Source organism: Candidatus Methanoperedens nitratireducens (genome assembly GCF_000685155.1).
Lineage (GTDB): Archaea > Halobacteriota > Methanosarcinia > Methanosarcinales > Methanoperedenaceae > Methanoperedens > Methanoperedens nitratireducens.
Map to the genome: position 1 here is coordinate 294,309 of NZ_JMIY01000005.1, position 23,089 is coordinate 317,397.

At 43.3% G+C, this 23,089-nt stretch carries 27 protein-coding genes; 11 read left to right on the forward strand and 16 right to left on the reverse strand.

Annotated features, from left to right (window positions below):
• The first annotated feature begins 204 nt into the window (after window positions 1-204).
• Together ANME2D_RS11365 and ANME2D_RS11370 are read left to right on the forward strand one after the other, a co-directional pair.
• Complete coding sequence (locus ANME2D_RS11365; RefSeq protein ID WP_157834093.1) at window positions 205-609, forward strand: hypothetical protein; 405 nt, start codon at window positions 205-207, stop codon at window positions 607-609.
• A 279-nt stretch (window positions 610-888) separates the two neighbouring features.
• Entirely contained in the window at window positions 889-3,546 is a 2,658-nt protein-coding gene (locus tag ANME2D_RS11370) for an LVIVD repeat-containing protein (RefSeq protein ID WP_048091722.1), read from the forward strand.
• A 112-nt stretch (window positions 3,547-3,658) separates the two neighbouring features.
• Here the strand turns inward: ANME2D_RS11370 and ANME2D_RS18130 are convergent, their stop codons facing one another.
• Window positions 3,659-3,823 carry a hypothetical protein gene (locus ANME2D_RS18130; RefSeq protein ID WP_157834094.1) on the reverse strand — a complete coding sequence of 55 codons (165 nt, stop codon included), beginning with the start codon at window positions 3,821-3,823 and terminating at the stop codon, window positions 3,659-3,661.
• An 84-nt stretch (window positions 3,824-3,907) separates the two neighbouring features.
• Complete coding sequence (locus ANME2D_RS11375; RefSeq protein WP_048091724.1) at window positions 3,908-4,777, reverse strand: UbiA-like polyprenyltransferase; 870 nt, start codon at window positions 4,775-4,777, stop codon at window positions 3,908-3,910.
• A 42-nt stretch (window positions 4,778-4,819) separates the two neighbouring features.
• Here ANME2D_RS11375 and ANME2D_RS11380 point away from each other — a divergent pair, with 42 nt between their 5' ends.
• Window positions 4,820-5,596, forward strand: coding sequence for an ATP/GTP-binding protein (locus tag ANME2D_RS11380; RefSeq protein ID WP_048091726.1), 777 nt, complete (start codon window positions 4,820-4,822; stop codon window positions 5,594-5,596).
• 3 nt (window positions 5,597-5,599) lie between these two features.
• On the opposite strand, the gene ANME2D_RS11385 is transcribed toward ANME2D_RS11380, so the two are convergent.
• The 4 genes from ANME2D_RS11385 to ANME2D_RS11395 all read right to left on the reverse strand — a co-directional run bounded on the left by ANME2D_RS11385 (window position 5,600) and on the right by ANME2D_RS11395 (window position 8,986).
• Window positions 5,600-7,042 (reverse strand): menaquinone biosynthesis decarboxylase, encoded by a 1,443-nt coding sequence (locus tag ANME2D_RS11385; RefSeq protein ID WP_048091728.1) that lies wholly within the window; start codon window positions 7,040-7,042, stop codon window positions 5,600-5,602.
• 18 nt (window positions 7,043-7,060) lie between these two features.
• Window positions 7,061-8,473, reverse strand: coding sequence for a transposase (locus ANME2D_RS11390; RefSeq protein WP_048091730.1), 1,413 nt, complete (start codon window positions 8,471-8,473; stop codon window positions 7,061-7,063).
• A 67-nt stretch (window positions 8,474-8,540) separates the two neighbouring features.
• Window positions 8,541-8,663 carry a MerR family DNA-binding transcriptional regulator gene (locus ANME2D_RS18135; protein ID WP_157834095.1) on the reverse strand — a complete coding sequence of 41 codons (123 nt, stop codon included), beginning with the start codon at window positions 8,661-8,663 and terminating at the stop codon, window positions 8,541-8,543.
• Window positions 8,664-8,749: 86 nt separating this feature from the next.
• Window positions 8,750-8,986 carry a hypothetical protein gene (locus tag ANME2D_RS11395; protein ID WP_048091732.1) on the reverse strand — a complete coding sequence of 79 codons (237 nt, stop codon included), beginning with the start codon at window positions 8,984-8,986 and terminating at the stop codon, window positions 8,750-8,752.
• 66 nt (window positions 8,987-9,052) lie between these two features.
• Between ANME2D_RS11395 and ANME2D_RS11400 the strand changes: the two genes are divergently transcribed.
• A complete protein-coding gene (locus ANME2D_RS11400) occupies window positions 9,053-9,361 on the forward strand; it encodes an MTH1187 family thiamine-binding protein (RefSeq protein WP_048091734.1) in 309 nt (102 codons plus the stop codon).
• A 7-nt stretch (window positions 9,362-9,368) separates the two neighbouring features.
• On the opposite strand, the gene ANME2D_RS11405 is transcribed toward ANME2D_RS11400, so the two are convergent.
• On the reverse strand, window positions 9,369-10,121 hold the full coding sequence (locus tag ANME2D_RS11405; protein ID WP_048091736.1) for an MBL fold metallo-hydrolase: 753 nt from the start codon (window positions 10,119-10,121) through the stop codon (window positions 9,369-9,371).
• Between the two features lie 136 nt (window positions 10,122-10,257).
• On the opposite strand from ANME2D_RS11405, the gene ANME2D_RS11410 reads away from it, so the two are divergent.
• Window positions 10,258-10,764, forward strand: a complete 507-nt coding sequence (locus ANME2D_RS11410) for a gamma carbonic anhydrase family protein (protein ID WP_048091945.1) — start codon at window positions 10,258-10,260, stop codon at window positions 10,762-10,764.
• 9 nt (window positions 10,765-10,773) lie between these two features.
• Window positions 10,774-11,973 (forward strand): methionine adenosyltransferase, encoded by a 1,200-nt coding sequence (locus tag ANME2D_RS11415; protein WP_048091738.1) that lies wholly within the window; start codon window positions 10,774-10,776, stop codon window positions 11,971-11,973.
• 36 nt (window positions 11,974-12,009) lie between these two features.
• Here ANME2D_RS11415 and ANME2D_RS11420 read toward each other — a convergent pair whose 3' ends face one another.
• The 3 genes from ANME2D_RS11420 to ANME2D_RS11430 all read right to left on the reverse strand — a co-directional run bounded on the left by ANME2D_RS11420 (window position 12,010) and on the right by ANME2D_RS11430 (window position 13,652).
• The gene (locus ANME2D_RS11420; protein WP_048091743.1) at window positions 12,010-12,327 is read right to left on the reverse strand and encodes a hypothetical protein; all 318 of its coding nucleotides are present in this window, start codon (window positions 12,325-12,327) and stop codon (window positions 12,010-12,012) included.
• 59 nt (window positions 12,328-12,386) lie between these two features.
• Window positions 12,387-12,863, reverse strand: coding sequence for an NDR1/HIN1-like protein (locus ANME2D_RS11425; RefSeq protein WP_048091745.1), 477 nt, complete (start codon window positions 12,861-12,863; stop codon window positions 12,387-12,389).
• Between the two features lie 66 nt (window positions 12,864-12,929).
• Window positions 12,930-13,652, reverse strand: coding sequence for a 4Fe-4S binding protein (locus ANME2D_RS11430; protein WP_048091747.1), 723 nt, complete (start codon window positions 13,650-13,652; stop codon window positions 12,930-12,932).
• A gap of 169 nt (window positions 13,653-13,821) precedes the next feature.
• Here ANME2D_RS11430 and purH point away from each other — a divergent pair, with 169 nt between their 5' ends.
• Window positions 13,822-15,429 (forward strand): bifunctional phosphoribosylaminoimidazolecarboxamide formyltransferase/IMP cyclohydrolase, encoded by a 1,608-nt coding sequence (gene purH / locus ANME2D_RS11435; protein ID WP_048091749.1) that lies wholly within the window; start codon window positions 13,822-13,824, stop codon window positions 15,427-15,429.
• Window positions 15,430-15,515: 86 nt separating this feature from the next.
• Entirely contained in the window at window positions 15,516-15,791 is a 276-nt protein-coding gene (albA, locus tag ANME2D_RS11440) for a DNA-binding protein Alba (protein ID WP_048091754.1), read from the forward strand.
• Between the two features lie 55 nt (window positions 15,792-15,846).
• On the opposite strand, the gene ANME2D_RS11445 is transcribed toward albA, so the two are convergent.
• The gene (locus ANME2D_RS11445; RefSeq protein ID WP_048091756.1) at window positions 15,847-16,131 is read right to left on the reverse strand and encodes a GYD domain-containing protein; all 285 of its coding nucleotides are present in this window, start codon (window positions 16,129-16,131) and stop codon (window positions 15,847-15,849) included.
• A gap of 108 nt (window positions 16,132-16,239) precedes the next feature.
• Between ANME2D_RS11445 and ANME2D_RS11450 the strand changes: the two genes are divergently transcribed.
• Window positions 16,240-17,445 (forward strand): MFS transporter, encoded by a 1,206-nt coding sequence (locus tag ANME2D_RS11450; protein ID WP_052368877.1) that lies wholly within the window; start codon window positions 16,240-16,242, stop codon window positions 17,443-17,445.
• On the opposite strand, the gene ANME2D_RS11455 is transcribed toward ANME2D_RS11450, so the two are convergent.
• The 5 genes from ANME2D_RS11455 to ANME2D_RS11475 form a co-directional block, all read right to left on the reverse strand.
• A complete protein-coding gene (locus ANME2D_RS11455; protein WP_048091758.1) occupies window positions 17,415-18,359 on the reverse strand; it encodes a calcium/sodium antiporter in 945 nt (314 codons plus the stop codon). The two genes, ANME2D_RS11450 and ANME2D_RS11455, sit on opposite strands and share 31 nt — an antisense overlap.
• Before the next feature lie 98 nt (window positions 18,360-18,457).
• Entirely contained in the window at window positions 18,458-19,033 is a 576-nt protein-coding gene (locus ANME2D_RS11460; RefSeq protein WP_048091760.1) for a LemA family protein, read from the reverse strand.
• Window positions 19,030-19,665, reverse strand: coding sequence for a hypothetical protein (locus ANME2D_RS11465; protein WP_048091762.1), 636 nt, complete (start codon window positions 19,663-19,665; stop codon window positions 19,030-19,032). Before ANME2D_RS11465 ends, ANME2D_RS11460 begins: the two co-directional genes overlap by 4 nt.
• Window positions 19,666-19,689: 24 nt before the next feature.
• A complete protein-coding gene (locus ANME2D_RS11470; protein ID WP_048091764.1) occupies window positions 19,690-20,442 on the reverse strand; it encodes a TPM domain-containing protein in 753 nt (250 codons plus the stop codon).
• A 451-nt stretch (window positions 20,443-20,893) separates the two neighbouring features.
• On the reverse strand, window positions 20,894-21,946 hold the full coding sequence (locus ANME2D_RS11475; protein ID WP_048091766.1) for a Coenzyme F420 hydrogenase/dehydrogenase, beta subunit C-terminal domain: 1,053 nt from the start codon (window positions 21,944-21,946) through the stop codon (window positions 20,894-20,896).
• A gap of 96 nt (window positions 21,947-22,042) precedes the next feature.
• Between ANME2D_RS11475 and ANME2D_RS11480 the strand changes: the two genes are divergently transcribed.
• Entirely contained in the window at window positions 22,043-22,591 is a 549-nt protein-coding gene (locus ANME2D_RS11480) for an LbetaH domain-containing protein (protein ID WP_241763362.1), read from the forward strand.
• A 176-nt stretch (window positions 22,592-22,767) separates the two neighbouring features.
• Window positions 22,768-23,043 (forward strand): MarR family transcriptional regulator, encoded by a 276-nt coding sequence (locus tag ANME2D_RS11485; RefSeq protein WP_456303720.1) that lies wholly within the window; start codon window positions 22,768-22,770, stop codon window positions 23,041-23,043.
• The last annotated feature ends 46 nt before the right edge of the window (window positions 23,044-23,089 follow it).

Here is a 23,089-nt window from a genome sequence, read left to right on the forward strand (position 1 = left end):
AACCATACATCTATGTTTTTAATTAATCATTGAGGCACAGGGAACGATTAAATGTAATTATTTAACGTTATATTTACGCTAATATCAAATAAATATCAAAGATAGATCAAAAAACTGAATTGAACGATATCAAATCTTAAAAAATTCAAAAAAACCTGGAAAATCACCGATACATTTATATGAATGTTGGTTATTTGGTCTTACTTGATATCAATGAAATATCTAATGCTGGAATTATTGCTTATAGCGATACGCTGGTATCCTCTATCAGTGTTTCTTTCATTGATTCAATCACACATAGTGACTGCTTATTATTTCAGAACAGCTATACCACCCAAGATAATTACATGGTATAACAGCAAAACGATTGATAATGTCCAGCTTCTGCTAACGGACACAAGTGAAGCTGTTACATTCACTGCCATTGTCAGAAAAACCATAAATTGCCTGGGCTGGTTCCTGGATGATATAAAGCAGAGTAACAACTATGATGATTTAAGTACCTTCAGTACCCCATGCGGGACTTTTAGGACTGAATTTTGGAGTATAAATGCTGTAAATTTTCATGGTAGAACATGCAAAGGGACACATAATATTGATTATATATAGCAGACTCAGTTGTTTCACTGAGTATGTATATTTTAAAAAAGTTTTGAGTAGCACTGGCTAAGAGATTACATTGGATAGGTAATAGTACAGGCTACACAGGTGTAAACTTTTGGAGTATTTATTAAATTAATAAATACTGCAGGATACGTAATAAATTTATATATAATTAATATTTAATAAAAAAATTTAATAAAAGTAGAAACGAGGAATATAGAAAAATGAGATACAGAGAAGTGAAAAGATACAGGAAAAATAAGTTAGAACGAGGGATATATAAAAATGAAATATGTTGATAAAAATAATGGGAAAATATTTAGATATGCTAAACATATAATAACCAGCAGCTACAAGCCAATACTGTTTGGGTTATTGCTTATGTTTTTTATAGCACCTCAGATGAGCCTGGGCTCTACTGGTGTCCAAAAAATCGGGCATATGGGAAATGGGAATTCATTTGATTTAGTGGAGGCTAATGGTTACTTATATGTCGGCCAGGGCACAGAGATCAGAGTATATGATGTCTCGTCCGATAGCAAAATAGCACAACTGAACTGGAAAAATTATAAATATAAAACAGATACGGATTCTCTGGTAAGAGGATTAGATCTCAAATCCAACTATCTCTATGTAGCAAGTACAAAGAGATTTACGATCCTTGATATCTCAAATCCGGCTAAACCTGCCGTTGTATCTTACATTGAACCATCTATAGTTAAAGGAGCAGAGATCCGCGATGTCAAGGTTAAAGATAATTATGCTTTCCTGGCAGCTTCAGGTGCTGGAATACTGGTAATTGATATCTCTAATAAGAAAAAGCCCTCTCTTGTAGCTACACTTAAACTGGGCGGCTATAACAGACCCTGGCGACTCACAGTGTCCGGGAATTACCTGTATACCGCAGTTGGAAGCGATAACAGGTTATACGTTATAGATATTACAAGCCCGGCAAACCCATCGATCAAAGGGAGCTGGTCTGCAAATGCCGGAACTAACACCTTTTCTGGAGTTGCTGTAAAAGGAAAATATGCTTATGTCACTGAATACCACAATGGCGTGCATGTTGTAGATATATCAAACCCGGCAAAGCCTGTTGGTGTCGCAAAACTAATGGGCATGGATGCCAATGATATCAAAATACTTGGTAACTATGCCTACGTGTCAGTAAGGTATCAGGGGTTCAATATAATAGATATTTCCAATCCTACCAGTATAAAGATTGTTGGCAAGGGAGCAGAGATACCAGGATATATTGAAGGAATATTCCCGACATCTAAATATACGTTCCTTGCGGCTGAATCCAAGGGTTTCGGTATATACAGCACATCAGATGTAACAAAGCCGAAACTGGCAGTACAGATACCAGTGGTCGGTGGCTCACATTCAATAGCAGTAAAGGGCAATTATATGTATATAGGTGCCCACAATGATGGAGTCTGGGTTATAGATATAAGCAACCCTGCAAACCCTGTAGAAGTTGCGTATGTCAATTACGCAGGTAGAAGCGAGGATATAGATATACAGGGTAATTATCTGTTCACTGCAGCGGATTGGGGAGGACTTAATATAATTGACATAAGCAATCCAACAAATCCAGTGATGCTGACGAAAGACTACGGAGACCATATTGATGGTGTTATAGCAGACGGGGATTATGTATACACCTCTGTTTATTACCCTAATGATTCTCTGGGAGCTGTTAGTATAACTAACCCATCAAAGCCTTCGTATGTATCAAAAACTGATATCGGTATTTCGTTATCCAGGTTTGCGAAGTATGGTCAAAAATATCTATTAGTTGCCTCTCCAGGTGGATCTGCTAAAGGGTTACATATCTTCGATGTAAGCAACAAAGCAAAGCCTGTACGTGTCAGCACATTTGGCTCTGGAACAGCTTACAGGGATGTTGCGGTTAATGGTAATACTGCAGTTGCCGTTACCGGTAATGATGTAGTTACGATTGATCTAAGTAATGCAGCGAACCCGAAGCTGATTGGTAAAGTAAGTTATTCTGGTGCATGGTCTGGTCGCTCAGTTGATGCCTACAATAACATTGCTTATGCGGCAGGGGGCCCTAATGGACATGTAAGAGTACTCGATATCAAAAACCCATCGAACATAAAACTGCTAGGTACCTTTGAGCTGCCGGATTACGCCAGTGATATAGTCTACTCAAATGGAAAGATATTTACTGCTGCTGACAAAGCAGGGGTATATATCCTTTCATATAATGCAGGCTATACACCAGCACCAACACCAAAACCAACTCCAGAACCGGCTCCGGAACCAACTCCGGAGCCAACTCCAGAGATAACCCCACGACCAACTCCAGAGATAACCCCACGACCAACTCCAGAGAAAACTCCACGACCAACTCCAGAGCCGACTCCAGCACCCACACCTATTGATATTCCTACGCCTGCACCCACGCCCACACCAGCACCCGCGCTTCCTGGAACGATCTACCACTTCGATGCAGAATCAGGAAAAGCTGGATGGAGGGCCTCAGGCCTGTGGCATATTTCAAGTAACAGATACACCAATGGCAATTACAGCATCTGGTATGGTAGTGAGAGCACAAAGACCTACGATATAGGAATAGCACATTCAGGGAATATGATCTCCCCTGAGATCGATCTTAAGGGCAGCAGACAGCCGAAGCTCTCTTTCTTGAGCTGGTACCAAACAGAGACAAATAGTAACTATGATAAGAAGCTGCTACAGATCTCTGTAAACAATGGCGCATGGGAAACCTTAAAACAGTTAAGCCACACCAAGGAAAACTGGGTTAAAGAATCTATAGATCTCTCTGATTATGCAGGGAATAAGATAAGAATAAGGTTCGTATTCAATACCATAGATGCCAAATACAACAAATATGAGGGCTGGTATGTGGATGATATAACGATTGTAGATGATACAATAGTGAAAAAGGGATAAACGAATCGTTAAATTCCTCTATCTTTTTTGTGAGGTCTTGAAAATATAAAGAACAAATCACCGCAGAGGATGCTCAGCCCGAGTTGGCCATGGGAGGGCCGAGGAGGATGCATCATATCTTTGCGGTGGGATTTTTAATATATTCAGTACTGGTCATTCCTTCCGGAATTACGCCTTCGAATGCTCCAAGCCATTTATCTGCAAAATTCTTCTCAGCCTTAGCTCTGGTATCTATGTTCTCTAGTGCTTTAATCAACTTCTCAAGCATTACAGGCATCTTTTTTCACCATATAGACCATGAGCAAAATGGTATATAACGTTTTGTTTTAAGTTTCGATAAAAAATCTATCAAGATATTACCTCACACAATCACATCCATAACCGTAAAAATAAGCATGCTCAAACTCACAGCAGCATTAACATTAAAGAACGCCACGGGAATCCTGGTAAAATTACCCGGCTTGACCAGTGTATGCTCATACCATATCAGCAGTGCAATAAGCACCAGCCCTGCCGTGAATATGCTCCCGAGCTTTAGCATATACATCAGGCCAGCAAGAAGCAAAAGCATAAGAATATGCGACACGAACGATAACCCGAGCGCGATCTTTACACCGAATACGGACGGTATAGAATAAAGCCCGTTTTTCTTATCAAAATCAAGGTCTTGCAGTGAGTATATCATATCAAATCCAGCGACCCAGAAGGTGACGGCAAATAGCAAGAAAAGCATAGCAAGCTCGGATTGGCCGAACGGATTAAAAGTACCTGTTACAGCAAGCCAGCCTCCCACAGGCGCATAGCCAAGATTGAGCCCTAAAACGAAATGCGATACAGGAGAGAACCGCTTAAGATAGGGATAGATGATTGACGTTAGCGGGATAATGGGCGCAAGCAAGAGGCACAGCGGGTTTAATTTATAGGCAGAGTAGAACAACAGGGAATACGATACCAGTATAATTACCCATACCTCGTATATTCCTATCCTCCCTGATGGCAGCTCACGGGCAGCGGTTCTCGGGTTTTTAACATCTATATCCTTATCTATAAGATTGTTAAGTGCCATTGCCCCGCTCCTTGCTCCAAGGAACGCAAGCCCTACCCAGAATAGTATCCGAAGCTCAGGGATTCCATTGCTTGCAAGAAATGAACCAAGATAAGCAAATGGGATAGCAAACAGGGTGTGCTTTATTACTACAAAATCCATGTACAGTTTTAGTCTGGCAAACATCACAACTCTTTTCTCATATAATCGATATTATCCCTGATTGAAATGATTAATCTTTACTTTATCGGCTCAGCAGGAAGCGGCAAATCTACACTTACAGGCGCCTTTGCCGGGTGGATGCAGCACCAGAGATACGATGCAATAACAGTAAACCTTGATCCTGGTATTGAGAGCGCGCCTTATGTGCCTGACGTGGATATCCGTGACTGGATTGAATTAGGTGGTATCATGGAAGATTACGGCGTCGGGCCAAACGGGGCGCAGATTATAGCTGCTGACATGCTTGCCATGAACATCGATGAAATTAAAGAGGAAATTGAAAACTATGATGCAGAATACGTTATTATTGATACGCCCGGTCAGATGGAGCTGTTTATTATGAGGCAGTCCGGGAAATTCTTAATCGATTCTCTGGGTGCGGATAAATCGATAATCAACTTTCTCTATGATCCTGTTATCTCAAAAACCCCATCAGGTTTTATCACACTGATGCTGCAGGCAGCTTCTGTGCAGGTCAGGTTCAATGTCCCTTTCATCAGTATTCTCACCAAGTCCGATCTATTGACAGATGATGAGCGTGAGAAAATTCTGAGATGGAGCAGGGATTTAATAGAGCTTGAAGAAGCAATCCATAATGAACTCCCCACGATGCGCACTCAACTGAGCATAGAGTTTTTATCAGTCCTCAGCTCATTCGGAGCCGGCCAGGTATTGCTTCCAGTTTCATCCATGTATGGCTCTGGCATGGAGGATATCTATAACGCTGCCCAGCAGATCTACTATGGTGGAGAAGACCTGAGCAGGGATTGGGATTTGTTATAGATATTATAGACCAAGCTCCTTCCATATCCGATCTACCTGTGCTTTAACCTCATTATCCATCTCTAAAGCATCAGGCCATTCCCGGTTGAAGCCTTCATCCGGTCCTTTTCGTGTAGCGTCTATCCCCATCTTTGAACCAAGGTTTGGATGAGGCGAAGCATGATCAAGGGTATCGGTCGGCGCTCTGTCGATTATTACGATATCTCTTGCAGGGTCTATTCGTGTAGTGGTTGCCCACAGCACTTCCCCCATGTCCTGCACGTTCACGTCATCATCAAGCACGATCACTGTTTTTGCAAACATCATCTGGCCCATTCCCCAGAGTGCGAACATCACCTTCTTAGCATGCCCGGGATATCGTTTTTTTATGGATACTATACAGAGGTTGTGGAAGACAGCTTCAACAGGCAGATTGATATCAGCGATCTCAGGAAGCTGCATCTTCATAAGGGGAAGGAAGATCCTCTCCGTGGCTTTGCCAAGATACGCATCCTCCATAGGAGGCTTTCCTACGATAGTGGCATGGTATATCGGGTCTCTGCGGTGGGTAATGCAGGTTATATGGAATACAGGGAATTCATCAGCAAGCGAATAATACCCTGTATGATCCCCAAAAGGTCCCTCAACACGCCGCTCTGATGATGCCACATATCCTTCAAGTACGATCTCGGCATGTGCGGGAACATACAGATCAACAGTCTCACATTTAACAAGCTCAACATTTTTTCTCCTGAGGAACCCGGCAAACATCATCTCATCGATATTATCAGGCAATGGTGCGGTCGCTGAATAAACAACAGCAGGATCAGCACCGATAGCGACTGCAACTTCTATTTTTCCATCTTTACCTGCATCAGCATAATCCCTTGCCCCGTGTTTATGTATGTGCCAGTGCATACCTGTTGTCCTGCCGTCATACACCTGCATCCTGTACATCCCCACGTTCTGTTTTCCCGTCTTCGGGTTTTTAGTAAACACAAGCGGGAGGGTGATGAAGCGGCCACCGTCCCCCGGCCAGCACTTGAGTACGGGGAATTTTTCAAGTGAAAAATCCTCTTTGAGTATTACTTCCTTGCATGGTCCTGATTTTACGTACTTCGGGGCGAACGATGCAAGCTCTCCAAGCCTGGGGAGCATCTTGATCCCGTTCCAGATGCTGGATGGAGCTTCAAGTTCCAGGAGTTTCTGGATTCTCTCACCAATCTCGTTCAGATCATTCACGCCCAGCGCAAGGTTCATGCGCTCCATTGTCCCGAAAGCGTTGGCAAATATCGGTATATTATAGCCCTCAACGTTTTCAAATAACAGCGCGGGGCCGCTGCTTTTTACTACCCTGTCCAGGATCTCTGTGATCTCAAGCTCTGCACTGACTTCGGTTTTTATCCGCCGAAGCATGCCTTTTTTTTCAAGAAGTTCTATGAACTCACGTAGATCTCTATATGCCACTATACGACCTGTTCCTTCCTACGTAGACAAACGTGACATACGTTCGTCTATTTCAGAATTTGCGTCGTTCTCAGATTCGATCAGCAATTGATCTGACCCTATGACCCTTTCGGTGGGATCATATACGTCACTGCGGTTTCCGTGCATCACAGCAGCTATGCCGCTGTCGATGTCGCTCTGTTCTTCTGAGTAGAGGACGGCACACTCGGGGCAAACAGACTCCGTTATAACCTTGACCGGAGGAAGTCCCCGTATCATCAATCTTGATGAGAGTAATAACTTATTTTCAATATACTGCGGAAATACATCCCTGAGGACTGCCCACGGCTGACCTTTCTTGTGTTTAGTATTTGTCCTGACCAGACCGCTCACGGCTTCCAGCCAGTCTCTATCGAACATGCCGCAGTTCGGGCATTTTGACTGCTTCCATGTGGGATGCGTTAGCTTTGAACTGCAGAACGGGCAGTACCTTGATGTTCCCCTTGTATAGTATAACTTCGAGTCGGGATGATGGTGGACAATTATATCTTCGAATGCACCGTGTATCCAGGACGACATTTTTGCATTGAACTTCACACCTCTATCGTCTGTAAGGATATCCTGAGTAGTGCCGTGCAGGTCTTCCACTCCGAGATGCCTGCTCCCCACAAAGGTCAGGATTTCATTCTTCTTGCCGTGAACCTTTTTGTGAAGCAAATCATTTACCCTGTTGTGTTCACGCTTGCTGTGCTTCCTGATTATCTTCTGGGATTTCTGAGGGTTGTGAGCCATCGTTGCCTGAACTGATTCCCGCTTCTTCTTATGATTTTCTTGGATTTTCATCACGTCTGACAGGTCTACTTCTTTCATTTCCCCATCAGACCGGGCTATCACAACACGGTCAAAATTGAAATCATATGCGGCTGATTCTTTCGCTTTAGGGATTTTAGAATCGTCCGTGAAGCACAGCCTCAAACCGTAAGGGACTATGACCAGTGCACCGGGACGGTTGAGTGACCATTCGGTGAAATGCCTGTGGTTCACCTTTATATCCATTACTACGGATTTTCGCGGGGCTACCGTGATCCTGATCTTCATAGTTCCATCAGGCTTGGATTCCTGGATTGTGTACAGGTCATTATTGAGCCTGGCAATGGGTTTTCTGATATGAGGGATAGAAGTGATATCACCGCCATTAGTTCTCCAGGACTTTATCTGCTGCATCGCAAAGGAAGCTGCTGAATCCAGATAATGTGCTGCATATTTGCCTTTATAATGTTCGTTGAACCATTTCTTATTTAAATCCCTGAGTTCACGTTCTGGCGGAATGGGCTTCGGTTTGCCTGTTTTGTCAGTTTCAGAAAGAGGATAGTAGTGAGTCTCCAGCCCGATCTTATGATGAAGACCAAAATTGATTAAATGATTGGCGATTGCTTTGTAATCCTCCATCATCGAAAATAGCTCCGGCGGAATTACGCAGTTCACTGGGATTACATCAGGTTCTCTTACTGGCACGTTATCACTTCCCGAGCGATGGAGTGCGAATAACTTTTAAAGTACCTGCACGATCCATTCTCTGAATGGTTTTGATACTGATACCAAGCCGCTTTGCCGCTTCTTTCGGACGAAGTAACGTTTCCATTAATCTACTTAACAACTTCATAGTATTTCTGTCTATGTTTGTCTGTTTTTGTATATGTGTTTTTGTATATGTGTTCTCATTAGCTGCTAAACCTCTGAAGCAGTGCTATTATATTTTGTCTTTACCATAGAGCCAGCCTTATCTAGGCATGCCCTGTGAATATATCCAAGCTGTCTCTTTTTCCAGTTTTTTGAATCATTGCTCATCCCTTCCACCGGCTCATAGATAATAAGCATGTTCTTTGCATCCTCAGGGAACATCAATTTTACAAAATCATCACAGATCAGGCATTTTTTCCATCGAAGATATTTTCGCTCAGTCATATTTTCCTCTTATTAGTAACCGAAAGTATTTTTGCCTTCTGCAACCAACAGACATATGGTGGTCAGATGAAACCAATTATTACGGCAGAACTTGAGATCATCCCGCTGGGAACGGGAAATACCAGCATGAGCCCGTATATCTCTGCTGCCGTTAAAGCTATTGAAAAATCAGGCGTTAAATACCAGTTAACTCCCATGGGCACGGTGATGGAGGTATCTTCCATTGACGAGGCCTTAGACGTGGTAAAAGCCGCCCATGAGGCACTGATTAATAGAGGTGTAAAAAGGGTGGTCACACATATCACAATTGATGATCGAAGAGATTCTCCAAAAAGGATGGAGGAGAGGATAGAGTCTGTAAGAAGTAAACTTTAATCAAAGATTATTCAAAAGCCATACTCAGTCCATCATACGCAGCTATAACCTCTACCCCTGTTCTCTCTGAGATGCTCCTTGCCTGAATCCAGGGAGAGGCTTTGAGCACCTGCAGACCAAAGTGGGTCAATATCGCCATTTTTGGTCTTATAGAGTTGATCAGCTCTTCTACATCGTGGATATCTAAATGATGGATCTTTTTATCTTTTTTCATTCTTACCACATTGATTATCAGGAAATCAACCCCTCTGTAAGCCTCTTGCAGTTGCGGAAAGTACTCAGTATCAGGGATATAACCCAGTTGTCTTGAGCCGAATCTGTAAATTGCCCCGTATGTCTCAACCTGGTGTACGTTTCTAACGGGGAATTCTATTTTTATATCACCAAGTGCGATCTCCATTCCCTCCTTTATCTCGGTTATCCGGGTAAACGGTCTTACATACTTAAGTACTACAGGATCAGAACGCAGGCAATCCCCGGGGACAATCAAGCGTCCGCGCAGCTGGAAGCCGCCTTTTGTCATTGCTTCTATCATAATATTAACATCATTTGAATGGTCGATATGCCTGTGGGATAGTATTATGGCGTCAAGTGAGTCTGGTTTGAGCCTGTGTTTATGAACCATCACAAGGCAGCCAGGCCCGGGGTCCTGTAGTATGTTCACACCATTAAGTTTAAGCCAGAATCCCCCGCTGCGGCGCAACTGGCTCAGGACAACCCTTCTGCCGCCTCCTGTTCCAAGAAAGATTACACCTGACATTTTACACCTGATATCACCTCTAAAATGCACAGGTCATACAAAAAATTTCTTAATTTAATAACCTATTTATGTGAGTAAGTGCCTTTTATCATTGGGAGATATGGGTTTTAATCCCGAGAAGATTGAAGGAGTAGATATGTTATACCCAGTTGGCGATAGAAGACCATCTATATCAGAGGATGTTTTTATAGCAGAAACTGCATGTGTTGTCGGAGATGTATCGATAGGAGAAAGATCAAGCGTCTGGTATAACTCGGTTATCCGTGGCGACAGGAGAAAAGTACGTATAGGCCGGGGCTGTAATATCCAGGATAATGCTGTTATCCATGCTGATGAGACAGATATCGAGATAGGTGATGATGTCACTGTTGGACATGGAAGTATTGTTCACGGCAGCCTGATAAAAAACAATGTGCTTATTGGTATTAACTCTATAATACTGCATGGTGCCGAGATCGGTGAGTACTCAATTATCGGCGCAGGCGCGCTGGTGCTGCCGGGGCAGAAGATCCCGGCTAACAGTGTAGTACTCGATATACCCAGCAGACATATAAGGACATTAACAGAGAATGATCTGAGGCTCATGGAAGATACACTGAAGTATTATGAGGGACTGATTGAAAGGTACCTGAGAGGTAAATAAGGTGATCACTTGCGAAATATCGAGATAGAAGAGCTGAGCGCCACTCCGATAGCTGAGAGAAAAGTAGAGGTGGTTGAGAGGAAAGGCATCGGGCATCCGGATTATATATGCGATTCAATAATGAACCAGGTCTCAGTTGAACTCTCAAAGGAATATATTAAAAGATTCGGCACTGTAATGCACCATAATATCGATAAGGGGATGCTGGTGGCAGGGGAAGTGAAGACAAAGTTCGGCGGAGGCGTGATCTTAAAGCCTATGCGCCTAATATTCGGAGACAGGGCTACTTTTGAAGTCGATGGTGAGTTCATCGATGTCGGTAGTATCGCAATAGATACGGCAAAACAATGGTTAAAGGATAATCTCAGGTTTGTTAATCCTGAAGCTCTTGAGTACCAGGTTGAGATCGCTCATGGTTCAGCAGAACTCACTGATATTTTCAAGAGAAAAGATACTGTATTCGGGGCAAACGACACATCGGCTGCGGTTGGATACGCCCCGATGACGGCTACTGAGAGCATAGTGCTTGAGATTGAGAAGTATATGAATTCTCCTGATTTTAAAGAGAGATTTCCTGTCTCAGGCGAGGATATCAAGGTTATGGGACTCAGGGCTGGAGCGGATCTTTATCTAACAATAGCGGATTCGCTTATAGATACGTTCATTGAATCTGAGGAAGACTATTTCAGAAAAAAGGATGAGCTTCTTGAAGATATAAAGACCTATGTATCAGAGAGAACTGAACTAAAACCTTCTGTTTTTTTAAATACGCTTGATAGAGAAGGACGGGGCATGGGAGGGATATATGTTACTGTAACAGGCACATCTGCCGAAGATGCCGATTCAGGCCAGGTCGGGCGCGGGAACAGGGTCAACGGCATCATTCCGCTGAACCGGCCCGTGAGCAGTGAGGCTGCAGCAGGAAAAAACCCGGTAAGCCATGTTGGGAAGATATACAACGTGCTCAGCCACAGGATCGCCAATGAGGTCTATCTGAATGTCCCTGATATCAAGGAAGTATATGTATGGTTATTAAGCCAGATCGGCGAACCCATAGATCAGCCCAAGATAGCCGCAGCGCAGGTAATTATGGAAGAGGGCTCACTTGATAGCGTAAAGAAAGAGATAGATGAGGTTATTGATCGGGAGCTTGCAAATATACAGGAGTTCTGTATGGACCTGGCGTACGGGAAGGTTCCGCTTTTATGATAAAAGCCTGTTAGAATCATAAGCTGCCATCATTGCTCACTCCTGAGCCAGCAATTCTCTCGCCTTCTCAGGTAACCTCTTCTCTATTACCTCGACAAGAGCATCAAAATCCCCTTCGGCTAACGAGCGCACATCCTCATCACCGTGTAAAATCAAATCCACAAGGTAGGTAAGCTCTTCATCGGTCAATCTGGTAAACCTGGCCGCAAAATCCTCAGGGGATTCAGATACCCTGTGAGATACAGGGACCAGAACAAATTTAAAATCATGACCTGGAGCAGGACCTGTTGCGCCTTCAAGCTCAGGCGCCAGTTTTGCAAGTATTCTCTTATCCAGGTATGTGAGCTGTCTCATGTTATTTTCATTCTGAAGTTGTCACTATTATATAAGTAGGCGTCGGTTTGGCTTAGCAGTTACTGTCTCAGGGTCTCAGGTGTGATCTCTCTGGTAATCTCAAATGGGATCTCAAATTGGGTTACTTCCAGGTCAAGAAACGCAGAGCCATTTACTCTTATTGTAACAGCGCCCTCCCTTGCCATCTCTGATACAGCCTGAATAGCCTGTGTATTATTAACAGCTACAGGTACTGTTACTGGTGTTTGTCCCTCACTTCTGATCTCTACATCGTATTTTTCTCCGTGTCCCAGAAAGTTAGACTCACTGTCCTGTAGATAGTATATATCAAAGTCAATCCTTGTAAGGTTTGCACCAACAGGATTTGGATTATCGACTATAACATGGACATCCAGATTCAAAACTTCTTGAGTAACATTTACTACATCTACGTCTCTTACCGTGACTGTTGGTTTCTGTAGTTCGACCCTCTCCTCGATACAGCCACTTACTATGATTGCTGCCATGACCAAAAGCAAGCTAAATTTATTGTTCATAAATTTTATTTATCCTGCATACCTAAAAAATGTATCGCCCTGAATAATTTTAGTCAGGAACGTCTATTAATTTGCAGACTTTTCTATTTTTGGGGATATGATCGGCCTGTTAGCACCGATTTTGCATGAGTCAGTACACTTAAAACATGCAAAACAATCAGGATGTTCTATTGTCCTGCTTTTTCCTGTATAATCCTTACAGATATCCATGTGGCATTCTGTGTGGCATTTTTTGCAATTTTTGCAGTCCTCTATTGATATATGAAGGATCTTGTTCTTTGACAGAATGGACTGCGCATACCCGACAGGACAGAAACTGCACCATGTCCTTGGCATGTATATAATGCCAAGAGGTATCGATATCAAAAGCGTGGTTGCTATACATATGAATACAATAAATCCACCTATGGATGCAAGTATATCCTGGGATATCAGAAGCGGATTTTTTTCCAGAAGGACAATAATGAACATGATCGCCATTATCGAGGCGATAAACAATTTAAACCCTGTAGTCCTCAATCTTTTGGGAATACTGGATCTATATGATACTTTCCCAAGGACATACTCAAGGAACGTCCCGCGTGGGCACAGCCATCCGCACCAGAATCTTCCCAGAACAGACGCCAGCAGGATTCCCCCCGCCAGTATAGCCCCTATAAGGAGAAGCCCGATCTCAAAGTACTTATCATTATGCGTTGCTATCCCATACAGTGCAATTACAAAGATTACAGAGCTTACCATTAAAGATGTAAGCTGAACTGTTTTTCTTATTTTTGAGAATTTATACATATGCAATACTCCTATCTTAAAACCCGGAGTTGCAGTTGCAGCAGCAACTCCAGGCCATAAAGCTTATTCTGTTCATTATAGTACTTAAAGGTTTTGTCAAAACCATACACAACCGTTGATTCAGAAAAGCTTATAACATCCATTTTCTATTCATATAAGGTGATGTATTCTGCCAAAAAAAGCTCTAATCAGTGTCTCTGATAAGACAGGCATAATTGATTTTGCAGCCGCGCTTAACAGGCTTGGTTTTGATATCATATCAACAGGTGGAACATCCAGAGTTTTAAGAGATGCGGGTATAGCTGTAATAGATGTATCCGCCCTGACAGGTTTTCCTGAAATGATGGAGGGAAGAGTAAAGACCCTTCACCCAAAGATACATGGCGCTGTTCTCGCTGCACGGGACAATCCACTTCATATAAATGAAGCAAGTCGAGAAGGTATTGATCTCATTGATATAGTCGCTATGAATCTTTATCCTTTTGAAGAGGTTGCAGCACGGGAAAATGCCGCTCTGGATGAGGCTATTGAGAATATCGATATTGGTGGGCCTGCCCTTATAAGGGCTGCCGCAAAGAATTACAGGCATGTTGCTGTAATAACCGATCCCATGGATTATCCTGCTATTATAAAAGAACTTGAAGATGGGGATATCAGCCTTCATACCAGGGAGCGACTGGCTGTAAAGGCCTTTCGCAGAATAGCAGATTATGATTGCGCTATTGATAGATACTTAAGCAGCAAACTGATCAACGAGGATATTCTACGGCTGAAATTCGTCGAATGTCGAACGCTCAGGTATGGAGAGAACTGGCATCAAAGCGCCTGGTTCTATAAAGAGCCTGGTGTGACTGAACCCTCTCTTGCAAATGCAAAACAACTCCATGGAAAAGCGCTGTCATATAATAACTATGTAGATGCAGAGGGCGCATTGAACGTTGTGCTTGAGCTCAAGAATAGCAATGCTGTAGCAGTAGTGAAACACAACAACCCATGCGGATTTGCAACGGGCAAAACACTCTATGAGGCTTTATCCAGAGCCTGGGACGGGGATCCTGTATCATCGTTTGGCAGTATTATTTGCATGTCGCAGAAGCCTGATCTTGAGACCCTGGAATTCCTGAAGGGCAGGTTCGTGGAGCTAATAATCGCGCCAGGCTATGATGATGATGCGCTTGTATTCCTCAGGAACAAGAGCAAAGATCTGAGAATCCTGGAGATACCTATGGATAATGGGGTGCAGCTTAAGAATACATATCGTTATATCGTGGGCGGGCTGCTTATGCAATCAAGGAACAGGGGATTGTATGAGAGATGGGATGTCGTCAGCGAGCATCCCTTTCCTGATGAGAAAAGAGGGCTTGCTGAGTTCGCATTGACCGCCTGCAAATACACAAAATCCAATGCTGTAGTCATAGCACGCGAGTACAAAAAGGGGTTTTATCAGGTACTTGCAATGGGCGCTGGCCAGCCAAACAGGGTTGATTCTATCAGAAAGCTTGCTGCAACAAAAGCAATCGAGAACCTGAAACTGCTATACGAGCGAGAGAAACCCGATATAAGCGAGGATGAATTCATTAGAAGTATTCTGAACGAGTGCGTTCTTGCAAGTGATGCCTTCTTCCCATTCGATGACAGCATCATCTATTCCGCGGAGAACCACATCAGATATATTGTATCTCCAGGCGGTTCGATAAGGGATAAAGAAGTGATCGCAACTGCGAACAGGCTCGGAATCTCACTTGTTTTCACCGGAACGAGGCATTTCCTGCATTGAGAAATTAAATTTATACCTGTATAATTTCTCGTTAAGTTTATGTAGCATCATTGTAATTCACTATATAACAATCGATAGGAGGCACAATGACTGAGAATAACACGGTATATATCGGAAACAAGCCAGTGATGAACTATGTTCTCGCTGTGGTCAAGGAATTTAGCAACGGTGCAAAAGAGGTTACTATCAAAGCAAGAGGAAAAGCAATATCAAGAGCAGTGGATGCTGTAGAGGTCTCAAGGAACAGGTTCATAACAGATGTTAAAATAAACGATATCAAGATCGGTACTGAAAGAATTGCCTCAGAAAAAGGAGAGTCCAATGTCTCCATTATCGAGATCGTGATAACCAAACAACTTTAAATTTTTTCTACAACGATGAGTAAGGAGCCGCCAGTGAAGGCGGCTGGATGCCTGCTCATTTAAGTGATTCAATGAACTGGTTAACAGGTATAATCCTGTAGGTTCTTGTTTTAATGCTGCCGCGGGATAATTGTTCAACAATCGCCTTTAAGATCATTTTTTCACTCTCGCAGTCTACGATGGTCAGGAAATCAAAGTCTCCCAGGACAATGTACTGATCAAGTACGTCTATACCCATATTTTTAAGCTCTGTATTAACTTCTTTTACTCTGTCAGGATTCTTCTTAAGGGTCTTAGCACCTTCATCTGTCAGGTCAGACAATATAACATATCTCGCCATAATCTATACCTCCAATTCCCAAATAAAGATAGGGTTTTTCTTGTATATATATTTGACACCCTCCAATAGCTTAAATACCTTATCACATATTAAAAAGTCATGGATACCATGACTAAAAAAACAGGCTACAGGGAGATATACCTTCTTGGCATTTTGACGTTCATACTGATGTTCAGCGTTACCCTCATCTATCCTGTACAGAAGGAATTTGTCATGGAGAGGTTCAATATCGTATCCTTGAAAGAGACAAGCCTCTTTGTCTCAGTAAACCTTTCAGCCTATGTAATATTCTCACTTGTCTGGGGCAGCATATCTGATAGGATGGGAAAGAGAAAATTTTTCATCCTGGCAGGCTTTCTGGGAAACGCTGTCCTCATGTTCAGCCTCACCCTTGCGCCCACCATGGCGGTACTGCTGGTACTGCGCTTTATTGAAGGAACCTTCACGGTCATGGCATTTTCTCTTCTCATGGCCTCAGTACTGGATATAGTAAAACAGACACACTATGGGAGGGGCATGGGGATACTTGGCATGGGTATGGCATCTGGCAATGCCCTGGGCGCACCTTTTGGTGGAAAGATCGGTGCAATAGATCCCCTGTATCCCCTCTACTTTGGCTCATTCATGCTGCTTATCGGGGCATCGATTGCGGCAATAGCTCTCAAAGAGCATAAACTTGAGTCACGATCAGCATCCTTAAGAGACGCATTGCTGTTACTTAAGGAAGAGAAGAGGATATTTATACCGTATGCCTTTTCCTTTGTAGAGCGGTTCACAGTAGGATTTTTTGTTGTGATATTCCCGCTTATGCTTGCCATTAAATACGGTATTGGTTCAGGGAGTATCGGGATGTACATGACAGCGTTTTTAATACCTTTTGCCTTCCTTCAGTATCCCCTCGGCGCTATATCTGATAGAATAGGAAGAGTGCCCCCATTGATTATAGGTTCCCTGCTATACGGTATCATGGTGATGAGTGTGGGCATTGTTGCACCGCCAATGCTGGTCGCGGTCATGGTACTGGGCGGTGTGGTCGGAGCCCTCATGTATCCCCCATCGGCTGCACTGGCAGGCGATCTGGCAAATCTGGCAAAGCGGGGCACTGCTATGGGCGGGTTCAACCTGTTCGGCTCTCTTGGCTTCGCAGCAGGTCCCTTTATAGGCGGGGTGGTTGCAGATCGGTACGGCTTCCAGGCAAGCTTCGCTGTAGCTGGATTAGCGGTAATTATTATAGCTCTTATATTCTTTTCATCGCTAATTGAGATCAATAAAAAAGTAAGTTTTCATGATAAATTATTGAAAAATAACAGATAGATGATATAGCCAAGGTATATCGCGAGATAGAGTATTCCATCACTGCGTGATACCCTTGTTCTCACAAGATGATACGCCAGGAGAAAGGTTACTGCAAGCAGGAACACGCTGTCCCATTTTATCATGTCAAAATTCATGTAGATCGGACTCAGTGAGGCTGCGAATCCCAGTATCCACATGATATTGAATATGTTTGAACCCACTATATTGCCAACAGACATGCCAAAGAACCCTTTTTTCGCAGCAGTTATGCTCACTGCCAGTTCAGGTAATGATGTGCCTGCTGCTATTATAGTTGCACCGATCAGCCATTCTGTTACTCCCAGTCCCTTTGCAACCTGAACTGCAGAGTCAACTGCGAACCTTCCGCTTATTATTACCACAAGTAAACAGGCAATGACAATACCAATCTCTCTGGGCTTTGACACAGTTCCGTCTTTTTTTAACTGGTTGGAGGTTCTATCGTGCCTGAGCAGGTAATATGTATAGCCAGCCAGCAACAGGATCATTATAAAGCCTGTTGTGCGGCTTATGACTCCAAAAAAGAAAATAAGGGCTACCAGCAAAAGAGTAGTAACCACCATTATGTAATTATCCCGTCCCGCCATGTGTGCCTCTTTTACCGTGAATGACCTGATATAAGCAGCCAGCCCGAAGACTAAAGCAACATTGAATATGTTGGACCCTATGACATTTGAGATCGAAAGCTGGGGATGATCAGAGACCGAGGAGATAGAGGAAACTGCAAGCTCAGGAAGGGATGTGCCGTATGAGAGCAGTGTGAGGCCTATTACCGCTTCTGTTATGCCGAACGCTTTTGCCAGCTTTGCCGAAGAATCGATTAGTTTATCAGCGAAAAATACCAGTGCTGCGAGGGATAGAATAAGGATGCTGAATTGGATTAGTAATTCCATGGCGTTACCTGTGAGATTTAAGCATTTAACTATATCTTAGAACCTATCCGAAAAATCAATAGTATATTTACGGATTTCGGATAACTCTTAGTGTGTAATTATGTAAACTTTACCTTAGGCGCCACCTCTGCCCCTTTATCTGCCTCAAAGAACGACCTGGAAGTGAAACCGTACATACTGGCCACTATTGATGCTGGCATCTGCTTAATCCTTGTATTGTATTCCCTTACCCTGTCATTGTAGCGCATCCGCTCTACAGCAACCCGGTTCTCAGTGCCTTCAAGCTGAGACTGCAGGGCAAGGAAGTTCTCGTTTGATCTAAGCTGTGGATAGTTCTCAACAACCACAAGCAGCCTTGCAAGAGCAGAATCCATACCTCTTGCAGCCTCCATTTTCTCTTCCTGAGTTGAGGCCTCACTCCATTGACTGCGGAGTCTTGTCACGTTTTCTAAGATATCCTTCTCCTGTGCTGCAAAGCCCTTCACTGTCTCAACCAGGTTTGGAATAAGATCAGCACGGCGCTGGTACTGGCTCTCCACCTGGGCCCACTGGCCATCAACACTCTCCTGTGCTGCTACAATACCATTATATGTGAAAAGGAACCAGCCGCCAAACAGGAGCGCAATAACTACTATTGCGCCCAGGACTACAAGTAACGTGTTTTTTGAATTCATTCAATCACCTCAAATTCATCAATAATTTTTCCTATATCGTGAAGTACCCTGATTAGATCCTTTATATATAATTCCTTGTCTTTCTTGAATTTAGTTCTACTGTGCTTTATATCATAGATCTCTTTTAAAACCTGCATATCTATACCGTATCCATCTGAAACGGTCCTGAACATATCCTGTGTATCCTCATAATGCAGATCCCTCAGGTATATGAGCCCGCCTATTATGGGTGCAAGTGTAGGAAGTGCGGAAATTATGAGGTCCTCAAGATCCTTATCCTTGAATTGAAGGTACTCTTCACGAAGATGGATCAGCTTTGAGCGGAACTCAAACTCAAGCTGGTGGCGCAGGTGCTTTTTAGATATCACTACATCCTTCAGGAAATCTTCACCAGAGAGTATTTTATGATGCTGCTTGATATTCAGAAATTCAATCGGGAACACATCCACTCCGCCAGTGAGTTCTTCCTTTGTAAGGACAAGAGGTATTTCCTTTAATTGCTTGAGCCTGCGTAAAGTATCAGAATCAAGGCTGTTGCATACCGCAAGGATGTTCTTCTCATCACCTGTGTAATACTCCACAAGTGCCACCAGGTTCTCTCCAAGTATTTCCTTAATTTTTTCTGTAGCCATTATATCACCCGTTAATTATCCCTGTCACCATCTGCCTCCAAACCCTCCTCCGCCTGACCTTCCACCACCGAACCCTCCAAAGCCACCTCCAAATCCCCCGCCACGTCCACCGCCTCCAAAGCCGCCTCTTGGATATCCGCCATAACCACCATAACCTCCATAATATCCTCTGCCTCTATGTCTTGTCTCTGACATGGTGCTCAATATAATAATTAATACTACAAAGCCAAAGATGGGAAGAAATAACCAGCCAGGTACCTCTGAGCTATCAGTCTGGTTAGTACCGTATTTTGATATGACCTCTTCATTACCTCCTATGAGTCCCTCGATTACCAGCATTGCCTCATAGATACCTTTGCCGTATTCGTCATTTTTGAAATTTGGTACGATTATCCTGTCCCCGATGTTGACCTTCATGCTGTCGGTAATAATACCTTCAAGTCCGTAGCCCACCTCAAACCTGTATTCCCGCTCCTGTTTTGCTACAAAGATCAGAAGACCGTTATCCTTATCCTTCTTACCTATGCCGGCTCTCTCAAAGAGCCCTGTAGCATATATCTCCTTTGATTCCCCTTCTAAGGATTCTACGGTCACAACCGCGATCTCTACAGTCGTCTCTTTTTCTATCTTCTGTGCAAGCTGTGTTATCTTTGACTCATATGCCGGGTCTATCATATTGGCATTATCGGTAACAAAACCTGCAAGTTGCGGGTAACTGACCGCACTCGCCAGTGGGAGTAACAGTATTAGGAAAACTAATGATATCCATTTTTTCATTTTTAGCTCCTGATCGCCCAGTATAAGAGCTAATAAAATATTCTCTCAATACTGAGGCCGCACCTTTTCGCCTTTTCTCTGCCATATTGGATGTTTAGTTTAAATATATTGCTATTATAAATAATATAAATGAGGGTTGCGTAAAAGTAATGACAATCTCAAGAAAGCCCCTGCGGGGGCAAAATTATTAACAACGAACTTATACTAACTCAAAACGAACTCTTGGAGTTCGTTCCAGTTCGTTTATGTTCGTTGTTTTTAGACTATCAGATTTCAAGATGAGGAGGAAGAAATGCGTTTATACTTTCCTATACGTTAAAAAAAACACAAAATCGGCTATGAACTAGTTCATAGATAACAATGAAAAAGACGATTAACAACGAACTCAAAACGAATTTAAACGAACTCATCAGCTCGAGTTCGTATCGAGTTCGTACCAGTTCGTTGTTTATTAATCAAGGCGACTCTTAGCGCTGCGCTCCATCTTTTTGCCTGACAGATTTTCGATGACCTGCATCTTCGGGGACCTGGGGTTCTCAGCTATAAACCCGCATCTTAGCGCCCCATAATAGATCGATCTTCCAATCTCGCTCCGTATTATCATAGTTGTCCAGCCTGCTGGCGACCCGGCGCTTCCTACCGAGATGTCGGCATACTTTGAAGTAAAGTCCGCACAGATACGACAGTTAGATCTAACGAACCTCTTTATCTCGGCATGCTCAACTAGCGCCTTGCTGCCATCTGCAAAATTTATAATGAGCCCATCCTTTGTCATCTTGAACTTCTTAGCATTCTGCAGGTCCATCTTATTTCTCAGATACTCGGTAAGCTTGCTATCGAATTGCTCCATGCAGAAAAGTCCGATGATGAACTCAATAGAGTCAGAGGGCTCAAGTATTGCACCTTCCATATCAGGCATCTGCATGTTCCTCATGGCAAGTACCTGGCATGGGGTACCCACAAGCCCCAGTTTTGTAGAATGGTTGCGCCCATTAGAACCACCATCTCTGGAATGGTAAAGAAGTGCCTGGAACGTAGGCGACGGGGAGTATCGTACACCTGCAGAGGATACCAGCTCTTCATACGTTGTTGCGATCATAGGGATGGGTTTCAGGTCTTTAACGCCAGATACTACCGCGCCTTTGATAAGCCCGGCGTTCAGTGCATACCACAGAAGGCTGGTAGTCACTCCCCCGTCCTGGCATACTTTCAAGATACCTTCATCTGTGCTTCTTGCTGAGCGGATAATAGCATGCCTATCAAGGGTATCCCACTCTTTTTGCAGATTGCGGGAAACCTCTCCTGCCCTGGGACATACAATATTGCATAACTGGCAGCTTGCACATTCCTGTCTCATGACAGGATGCCCGTCAAAAGCTATGTTCTCAAGCCTGCACATCACAGTACATATGCTACAACCTGTACAGAGTCCCTTATCAAGTATATCTGATTTTAATTTTCTAAAGCCAGTAGTAAGATCACCATTCAACGTATTCCTATCCATATCATTTCCTCCATATTTCAAAATTAATGTTTAAACATTATGTTTTATTAGAACATATGATAGGTTATTTATACCTTGCGTAATACGGAGGACAAGATGATGCTGTTAAAGAATCCGGCAGGGGAATCCCCCAGAATAAGTGCAAGCGCATATGTCTGTGAATCTGCAGCGATAATAGGGAATGTGATAATTGGAGAACGGGTATTTATAGCCCCGAATGCCAGCATACGTGCAGATGAGCCTGGCTCTATGGTAATTATAGGGGAAGGCTGCAATATCCAGGATAATGTAGTAATCCATGCCCTGGCGCATACAAGAGTAGTGATAGGAGATTATACCTCCCTCTCCCACGGCTGTATTGTGCATGGACCGATCACGGTTGGAAAAAACTGTTTTATTGGCTTTAACTCGGTGGTGTTTGACTGCTCGATAGGAGATGGCTGCTTTGTTTCGCACAGGGTACTTATCAGGGGTGTGAATATTGCCTCAGGAAAAGCGGTGCAGGATGGTGAAGTCGTGATCAGGCAGACCAAAGCCGATACACTGGAGAATGTGGGTGTTGAACATAATGATTTTGCCTCTTCGGTAGTGAGGACTAATATCATGCTTGCTGGATCATATCGATACAGAACTTTGGATAGCTGAGGTTAGTAATTATTACAGAATATGATAAATTATTTAAGCATATAGAGTATAGAAGCTCCCTATGAGACCAATCGGAAAAACTCAGGAGAAACAAAGGAGATCTGTCTGCGGCCTACCTTGAGATCTTCAATCGGATTACAAAAGATTAAATAATGAATATGTATATTTTTGCGATGATGGAGACAGACGATCTCACAAAATGGGTTTTAACAGTTGACCGGAGGTTACTGGTAATGAGAACTATCCATGAACATGGACTGATAAAGGCATCAGAGATTGCAGAGAAGACAGGAAGATCATTGCAGAATATCAGCCGTGCACTGCGGGAACTGGAGGAACATGAGCTGATTGAGTGCCTTACCCCCATGAAGCATACATGGAAGAGATTTATTCTGACCGAAAAAGGTGTGCTGGTATTTGAGAAGCTCAGGAAAAACCACCTGATTGATTAGAGATAAAAAAGCCTGAAGAGAAAAACGAAAGGAAAACGAAAGAAAA

Coding starts and splice junctions, on each gene's coding strand:
- ANME2D_RS11370 (WP_048091722.1), top strand. CDS start 889: ATGAAATATGTTGATAAAAATAATGGGAAAATATTTAGATATGCTAAA.
- ANME2D_RS18130 (WP_157834094.1), bottom strand. CDS start 3,823: ATGCCTGTAATGCTTGAGAAGTTGATTAAAGCACTAGAGAACATAGAT.
- ANME2D_RS11375 (WP_048091724.1), bottom strand. CDS start 4,777: ATGTTTGCCAGACTAAAACTGTACATGGATTTTGTAGTAATAAAGCAC.
- ANME2D_RS11380 (WP_048091726.1), top strand. CDS start 4,820: ATGATTAATCTTTACTTTATCGGCTCAGCAGGAAGCGGCAAATCTACA.
- ANME2D_RS11390 (WP_048091730.1), bottom strand. CDS start 8,473: ATGATGGAGGATTACAAAGCAATCGCCAATCATTTAATCAATTTTGGT.
- ANME2D_RS18135 (WP_157834095.1), bottom strand. CDS start 8,663: ATGGAAACGTTACTTCGTCCGAAAGAAGCGGCAAAGCGGCTTGGTATC.
- ANME2D_RS11395 (WP_048091732.1), bottom strand. CDS start 8,986: ATGACTGAGCGAAAATATCTTCGATGGAAAAAATGCCTGATCTGTGAT.
- ANME2D_RS11400 (WP_048091734.1), top strand. CDS start 9,053: ATGAAACCAATTATTACGGCAGAACTTGAGATCATCCCGCTGGGAACG.
- ANME2D_RS11405 (WP_048091736.1), bottom strand. CDS start 10,121: ATGTCAGGTGTAATCTTTCTTGGAACAGGAGGCGGCAGAAGGGTTGTC.
- ANME2D_RS11410 (WP_048091945.1), top strand. CDS start 10,258: ATGTTATACCCAGTTGGCGATAGAAGACCATCTATATCAGAGGATGTT.
- ANME2D_RS11420 (WP_048091743.1), bottom strand. CDS start 12,327: ATGAGACAGCTCACATACCTGGATAAGAGAATACTTGCAAAACTGGCG.
- ANME2D_RS11425 (WP_048091745.1), bottom strand. CDS start 12,863: ATGAACAATAAATTTAGCTTGCTTTTGGTCATGGCAGCAATCATAGTA.
- ANME2D_RS11430 (WP_048091747.1), bottom strand. CDS start 13,652: ATGTATAAATTCTCAAAAATAAGAAAAACAGTTCAGCTTACATCTTTA.
- albA (WP_048091754.1), top strand. CDS start 15,516: ATGACTGAGAATAACACGGTATATATCGGAAACAAGCCAGTGATGAAC.
- ANME2D_RS11445 (WP_048091756.1), bottom strand. CDS start 16,131: ATGGCGAGATATGTTATATTGTCTGACCTGACAGATGAAGGTGCTAAG.
- ANME2D_RS11450 (WP_052368877.1), top strand. CDS start 16,240: ATGACTAAAAAAACAGGCTACAGGGAGATATACCTTCTTGGCATTTTG.
- ANME2D_RS11455 (WP_048091758.1), bottom strand. CDS start 18,359: ATGGAATTACTAATCCAATTCAGCATCCTTATTCTATCCCTCGCAGCA.
- ANME2D_RS11460 (WP_048091760.1), bottom strand. CDS start 19,033: ATGAATTCAAAAAACACGTTACTTGTAGTCCTGGGCGCAATAGTAGTT.
- ANME2D_RS11465 (WP_048091762.1), bottom strand. CDS start 19,665: ATGGCTACAGAAAAAATTAAGGAAATACTTGGAGAGAACCTGGTGGCA.
- ANME2D_RS11470 (WP_048091764.1), bottom strand. CDS start 20,442: ATGAAAAAATGGATATCATTAGTTTTCCTAATACTGTTACTCCCACTG.
- ANME2D_RS11475 (WP_048091766.1), bottom strand. CDS start 21,946: ATGGATAGGAATACGTTGAATGGTGATCTTACTACTGGCTTTAGAAAA.
- ANME2D_RS11480 (WP_241763362.1), top strand. CDS start 22,043: ATGATGCTGTTAAAGAATCCGGCAGGGGAATCCCCCAGAATAAGTGCA.
- ANME2D_RS11485 (WP_456303720.1), top strand. CDS start 22,768: ATGGAGACAGACGATCTCACAAAATGGGTTTTAACAGTTGACCGGAGG.